Here is a 6,056-nt window from a genome sequence, read left to right as displayed (position 1 = left end):
GCCGTTTTTGGCTGATTTGTATAAACCACTGGTAAGATGAGTTAAGGAGTGTCGTTGCCGAATGGCCTATGCTGACCACTCGCAAGGATCGAGTCGGACCGTCTCGATCATCATCGTCGCCCTGATTCACGCTGTTCTTGGCTATGCCTTCGTCACCGGTCTTGGCATGAAATATGTCAAAAAGGCGGCAGAACAGCTGAACGTGATCGACGTGAAGGAAGAGCCGCCGCCACCGGACGAGGAGCCGCCACCGCCGCCGCCAGACCAGCCGGTCGAGCCGCCGCCGGTCGTGGCCCCGCCGCCGATCGTGCAGACCCCGGCGCCTGCGCCGACCATGACTGTAGTTAGGACGCCTCCTCCGGTGTTCAACCCCGTCCCGGTCGCCGCCCCGCCGCCACCGCCGCCGCCCGCGGCGCCGCCTGTCGCCGCAACCCGCGCAACACCGCGCAGTTCGCCCGGCAGCTGGCTCAGCGATGCGGACTATCCGAGCCGCGCCCAGCGCGAAGAACGCTCGGGTACGGCCGGGTTCCGCCTGCAAATCGGTGCGGACGGTCGGGTAACCGACTGCACCATCACCTCCTCGACCGGCCACCCGGATCTCGATGAGGCGACCTGCCGCCTGCTGCCGCGTCGTGCGCGGTTCAAGCCGGCCAAGGGGTCTGATGGTGCGGAAATGCCCGATACGTACAATGGCCGTATCACCTGGCGTCTGCCGGAATAATCCAAACGGGCAAGGCGTGCGCCCGGCGCCGCCTCGCTCTAGCTTGATCTCATTGAGAGGGAAGTCTTGAACATGTTGATGTATCTCGCAGCTGCGGCGCCGAAGCCGGAAAACCCCTATGGTCTGATGGAAGCTCTGGAACAGGGCGGTACCATCGCCTGGACCGTGTTCATCATTCTGTGCGGCATGTCGGTCGGCACTTTCTACATTCTGTTCACCAAGCTGATCGAACAGCAGAAGGTGATCAACCAGGGCAAGAAGGTCCGCGCGACCTTCTGGCGCGCCGCCAACATCAAGGAAGGTTCGGCCAAGCTGGAAAAGAACTCTGCCTACAAGCAGATCGTCGATGACGGCATCAAGGCGCAGGAAGAACATACCAAGCTGACCGATCCGGTCGAAGCCCATGACTGGCTGCACGGTTCGCTCGGCCGTTCGGAAGCCGCGATCAACTCGTCGCTGGGCGGTGGTCTCGCTTTCCTCGCAACCGTTGGTTCGACCTCGCCGTTCATCGGTCTGTTCGGTACGGTTATCGGCATCTATCGCGCGCTGATCAAGATCGGTGCAGCCGGTCAGGCGTCGATCGACGCGGTCGCCGGCCCCGTCGGTGAAGCGCTCATCATGACCGCCCTGGGTCTGGCCGTGGCCGTTCCCGCGGTGCTCGCCTACAACTTCCTGCAGCGCCGCAACAAGTCGATCGCCGAACAGCTGAACGGCTTCACGGTCGATCTGCTGGCCTATCTGGTGTCGAACGGCGCGGTTAAGCCCAGCGTTGCTCCGGCTCCCGCCGCACCTGCTGCCAAGCCGGTTGCTGCGCCGACCAAGGCCTGATTGTCTTGAGATGCCGGCGTGGGAACCGGGTGGCCGCTGCGACTACCCGGTTCCCCGCCGACCATGGCCCTCGCGATGGTGAGGCGCCATCGACACCAATGTTAGGATATTATCAATGGCAATGAGTGTTGGCCCCGGCGGCGGTGACGACAAACCGTTGTCCGACATCAACACGACGCCGCTCGTCGACGTCATGCTGGTGTTGCTCATCATCTTTCTTATCGCGGTTCCGGTCGTCGTTCAGACGGTCGAACTGCAACTTCCCAAGGTGGCGTTCGAGCCGACCACGACGAAGCCGGAAAATGTCTCCCTCTCGGTCACGACCGGTTCGGACGGCAGCTGCGCAGTGTATTGGAATTTGACCAAGGTTGATTCCAGCGATCTGCTCAACCGCGCGGTGGCGAAGCTCGAAGCGGACATCAAGAAGGCAGGCGGCGTCGAAAATATGACGCCCGAAGACATGCCCGAAGTGCATATCCGTGGCGACATCAACACCCCCTACCGGTGCATCGGCGGTACGATCTATACGATGCAGCGCGCCGGTTTCCCCAAGGTGGGCTTCATCTCCGAGCCGGAACCCGGCACGACGACGACCCGCCTCTGACCGGCTGATTAAGGAGATTTCGCTATGGCCATGAGCATGGGTTCCGATGAAGGCGAACCGATGATGGAAATGAACACGACGCCGTTGATCGACGTCATGCTCGTTCTCCTCATCATGTTCATCATCACGATTCCGATCCAGACCCACGCGGTCAAGATCGACCTGCCGCAGAACGCACCGCCGACGAACAGCCCGGTCGATCCGGTGAAGAACAAGGTCGCCATCGATTCTGCCGGGGTCATCACCTGGAACGGTTCGGCGATCGATCTGCTGACCCTGCGTCAATATCTGCAGCAGTCGCTGCGCCTGCCGGTCGAGCCGGAACTTCAGTTCCAGCCGAACGCGCAGACCCGCTATGTCACCGTTGATGAGGTGCTGGCGGAGATCAAGCGTGCGGGCGTGACGAAGCTGGGCTTTGTCGGCAATGAACAATATGGCAACTTCTAAACGCTGATTGCCTGCGTCTGCCAGCCTGCACTAAGACTTCCCGTTTTTCCGGGCGGGCAGGGCGGCATCCGGGTTTTGATATTGCCCATGTTTCAGGGGTCGCCTTCGGGTGGCCCCTTTTTTATGCGCTCGGCCCCGCCCGGCCGACCGGACAGCACACCCGCTTCAGGGCGGACTTATTAACGCTTTGCTTACGCCGATCGTCGATAATGGCGGTGGAAGGGCAGGCGATAGCGAACCATGAGCGCCGACAGACAGACTGATGTGGACCGAAAGGCACGGCTGGCAGAGCGCAGCTATGTGCAGATCGGTGTGCGTATTCGTCGTCCTGGCGAAACCTGGTTCAGTAGCCGCATAGCCGACGTATCCGTCACTGGCTTTCGCCTTCAAAGCTTCATGAAACTGACCTGTGGCAGTGAATTATGGGTCATGCTGCCGGGCTTCGAAGGGCGTCGCGCCCGCGTCTTGTGGACGCGCGGCCATGAAGCGGGTTGCGCCTTCGAACGCCCGCTGCATCCCGCAATCCTTGATCATATCGTCAAGCTGAGCAGCGGTTCCGCCCTGGCCTGAGCAGGGCGCCCCGGATCAGGCCGAGGGCGCATCCTGAAACTGCAAGCTCGCCAGACGCGCATATAGGCCGCCCTGCGCCACCAGCGCGGCATGATCGCCCTGCTCCACGATCCGCCCTTCGTCCAGCACGATGATCCGGTCGGCGGCGCGCACGGTCGCCAGCCGATGGGCGATGACGATGGTCGTGCGCCCCTCCATCAACCGGCCGAGCGCATCCTGCACCAGCCGCTCCGATTCGGCGTCCAGCGCAGACGTGGCTTCGTCCAGCAGCAGGATCGGCGCGTCGCGCAACAGCGCACGCGCGATCGACAGTCGCTGCCGCTGCCCGCCCGACAGGCGCGTACCCGCTTCCCCCATCGGACTGTCCAGTCCCTGTGGCAGCGCGCGCAGGAATCCCTCCGCATTGGCGGCGCGCGCCGCGTCCCAGATCTGATCGTCGGTCGCGTCCCACCGCCCGTAACGCAGATTGTCGCGGGCCGATGCCGCAAAAATCACGCTATCTTGGGGCACCATCGCCATCATCGCGCGCAATGCGGCCGGGTCGGCCTGCGGCAAGGGGACATCGTTCAGCCGGACAGTACCGGACGTAGGATCGTAGAATCGCAAAGCCAGCTGGATCAGCGTCGATTTGCCAGCGCCAGAAGGCCCGACCACCGCCACCGTCTCGCCGGGCGCAACGTCGATCGACACGCCATTGAGCGCCGCCTGGTTGGGCCGGGTGGGATAATGGAAACGCACATCATCAAATGTCAGCCGCGCGCCGGACACGGCGGCCGGAATGATCGTCGGGCTTTCGGGGGGCAAAATGTCTGGCGTCGCCGTCATCAGCTCATGCAGGCGGCTGGCCGCGCCCGCTCCCCGCAGCAGATCGCCCCAGCTTTCAGACAAGGAGCCGAACGCGCCCGCCACCAGCCCGCCAGTCAGCACGAACGCTGCGATGCTGCCCCCCGACAGCTTGCCCGCGGCAACATCCAGCGCGCCCTGCCACATGACCGCCGTGATCGATCCGAACACCAGCGATATCACCACCGCCGTCATGATCGCCCGCAACCGGATGCGCCGGCGCGCAGTGTCGAACCCCCTTTCGACCGTCGCGTCGAACCGCGCGGCCTCGCGCCGTTCCTGCCCGAATGCCTGAACGATTTTCATCGCCGCCAGCACTTCATTGGTCACGCTGCCGACGTCGGCGAGCCGGTCCTGGCTGGCGCGGGACAGGGCACGCACCTTGCGGCCCAGGCTCAGCAGCACCAGCAGGATGACGGGGATGCCCAGCAGCAGCATCGCTGCCAGCTTGGGCGCAAGCGCGAACAGATAGATGAGGCCGCCAACGCCGGTGACCATGTTGCGCAGCGCGATCGACACGGTCGATCCGACCACCTGTTCGACGACAGCCGTATCGGCGGTCATGCGCGATGCGATTTCGGAGGGGCGGTTTTCCTCGAAGAAGCGCGGCGCCTGTCGCAGCAGATTGGCCTGTGTCGCGCTGCGAATATCCGCGACCACCCGCTCGCCCAGCCAGGACACGAAGTAAAAGCGCAGCGCGCTCGCCACCGCCAATATGATGACGATCAGCAGCAGATATTCAAACCAGCGGCTGATGTCGCCGCCCCCCATGAAGCCCCGGTCGATCACCAGCCGGAAGCCGCTGGGGATGCCCAGCGTCGCCGCCGACGACACGATCAGCGCGATCAACGCGCCTGCAATGCGCCCCGGATAGCGCTTCGCGAAACCCCACAGCATTGTCAGGCTTCCGAGCGCGGGACGGGCGCTGGCGCGCGGCGACGGGGTGGGCGTGTCCTCCATGCGCGGCGCTTAGCAGGCTGCCCGCAATGCCTCAATGGGGCGGGGCTGGTGGCGCGCGCGACTTTCGCGCATAGGCGGGCGATCCGTTCACGCATTGGAGCCGCCAATGATCCACCTATTGTCCGCGACCGTCGAACGCTGGCCGGTCGCAGGCGCGTTCATTATCAGTCGTGGGGCCAAGACCGATGTGGACGTGGTCGTCTGCACCGTTGGCGATGGCACCTATGTCGGCCGGGGCGAAGGAACGGCAATCTATTATGAGGGCGAAACGGCGGAAGGGTGTGCGGCGGCGATCCGCGCCTATGCCGGGCCGCTCGACCGGCAGGCGTTGCTGAAGCATATGCCACGCGGGGCGGCGCGCAACGCGCTCGATTGCGCGCTATGGGATCTGGAGGCAAAGCGCGCGGGTGCGCCGGTCTGGCAACTTGCCGGCCTTCGCCAGCCCGCGCCGCTGCCGACCGCCTTCACCATCAGCCTGGGCGATCCGGCAACGATGGAGGCTGCCGCCAGGACGGCGGCCGGGCGCGGTTTTGCCCTGCTCAAATGCAAGCTGACGGGCGAGGGCGACCGGGCGCGCATCGCCGCCGTCCGGGCGGGCGCACCGGACGCGCGACTGATCGTCGACGCCAATGAAAGCTGGCATGATCTGGATATTGCGGCAGAGGCGCAGGCGCTGGCCGACCTGGGCGTCGAAATGGTCGAACAGCCCGTGATCCATGGTCAAGAGGCGGCGCTGGCCGGGGTCCGTGCGCCCTTGCCGCTGTGCGCGGATGAAAGCTGCCATACCAGCGCGGACCTCGACCGGCTTGGCGACTTTGACGCGGTGAACATCAAGCTGGACAAGGCCGGTGGCCTGACCGAAGCGCTGGCGCTGCGTCAGGCGGCGCGGGACCGGGGGTTTCGCGTCATGGTCGGCTGTATGCTTGGCACCTCGCTTGGCATCGCGCCCGCTGCGCTGGTGGCGCAGGGGGCGGACTGGATCGACCTCGATGGAGCGCTGCTTCTGGCGCGGGATCGCGACGGGGCGCTGACGCTGGCCGATGGCCTGCTTCAGCCCGGCAGCCTGTGGGGCGCGGGCTGACG

7 protein-coding genes are annotated in these 6,056 nt (G+C 64.7%); 6 read left to right on the top strand and 1 reads right to left on the bottom strand.

Annotation, left to right across the window (positions count from 1 at the left end; translation table 11 throughout):
• Positions 1-61: 61 nt before the first annotated feature.
• From SX1_RS14410 to SX1_RS14390, 5 genes are all read left to right on the top strand, one after another.
• Positions 62-721, top strand: coding sequence for an energy transducer TonB (locus SX1_RS14410; protein WP_017181483.1), 660 nt, complete (start codon positions 62-64; stop codon positions 719-721).
• Positions 722-793: 72 nt separating this feature from the next.
• Positions 794-1,549, top strand: a complete 756-nt coding sequence (locus tag SX1_RS14405) for a MotA/TolQ/ExbB proton channel family protein (RefSeq protein ID WP_174302239.1) — start codon at positions 794-796, stop codon at positions 1,547-1,549.
• Between the two features lie 115 nt (positions 1,550-1,664).
• Positions 1,665-2,153 carry an ExbD/TolR family protein gene (locus tag SX1_RS14400; RefSeq protein WP_026002105.1) on the top strand — a complete coding sequence of 163 codons (489 nt, stop codon included), beginning with the start codon at positions 1,665-1,667 and terminating at the stop codon, positions 2,151-2,153.
• A 24-nt stretch (positions 2,154-2,177) separates the two neighbouring features.
• Positions 2,178-2,600, top strand: a complete 423-nt coding sequence (locus SX1_RS14395; RefSeq protein ID WP_019053546.1) for an ExbD/TolR family protein — start codon at positions 2,178-2,180, stop codon at positions 2,598-2,600.
• 240 nt (positions 2,601-2,840) lie between these two features.
• Entirely contained in the window at positions 2,841-3,170 is a 330-nt protein-coding gene (locus SX1_RS14390) for a PilZ domain-containing protein (protein WP_019053545.1), read from the top strand.
• A gap of 15 nt (positions 3,171-3,185) precedes the next feature.
• Here SX1_RS14390 and SX1_RS14385 read toward each other — a convergent pair whose 3' ends face one another.
• On the bottom strand, positions 3,186-4,973 hold the full coding sequence (locus SX1_RS14385) for an ABC transporter transmembrane domain-containing protein (protein WP_019053544.1): 1,788 nt from the start codon (positions 4,971-4,973) through the stop codon (positions 3,186-3,188).
• Positions 4,974-5,079: 106 nt separating this feature from the next.
• Between SX1_RS14385 and dgcA the strand changes: the two genes are divergently transcribed.
• A complete protein-coding gene (gene dgcA, locus SX1_RS14380; RefSeq protein WP_019053543.1) occupies positions 5,080-6,054 on the top strand; it encodes an N-acetyl-D-Glu racemase DgcA in 975 nt (324 codons plus the stop codon).
• Positions 6,055-6,056: the final 2 nt, after the last annotated feature.

The sequence above is a fragment of the Sphingobium xenophagum NBRC 107872 genome (assembly GCF_000367345.1).
Lineage (GTDB): Bacteria > Pseudomonadota > Alphaproteobacteria > Sphingomonadales > Sphingomonadaceae > Sphingobium > Sphingobium xenophagum.
The sequence above is the reverse complement of the archived record's forward strand: the minus strand, read 5'-3'. Positions and strand labels throughout refer to the sequence as shown.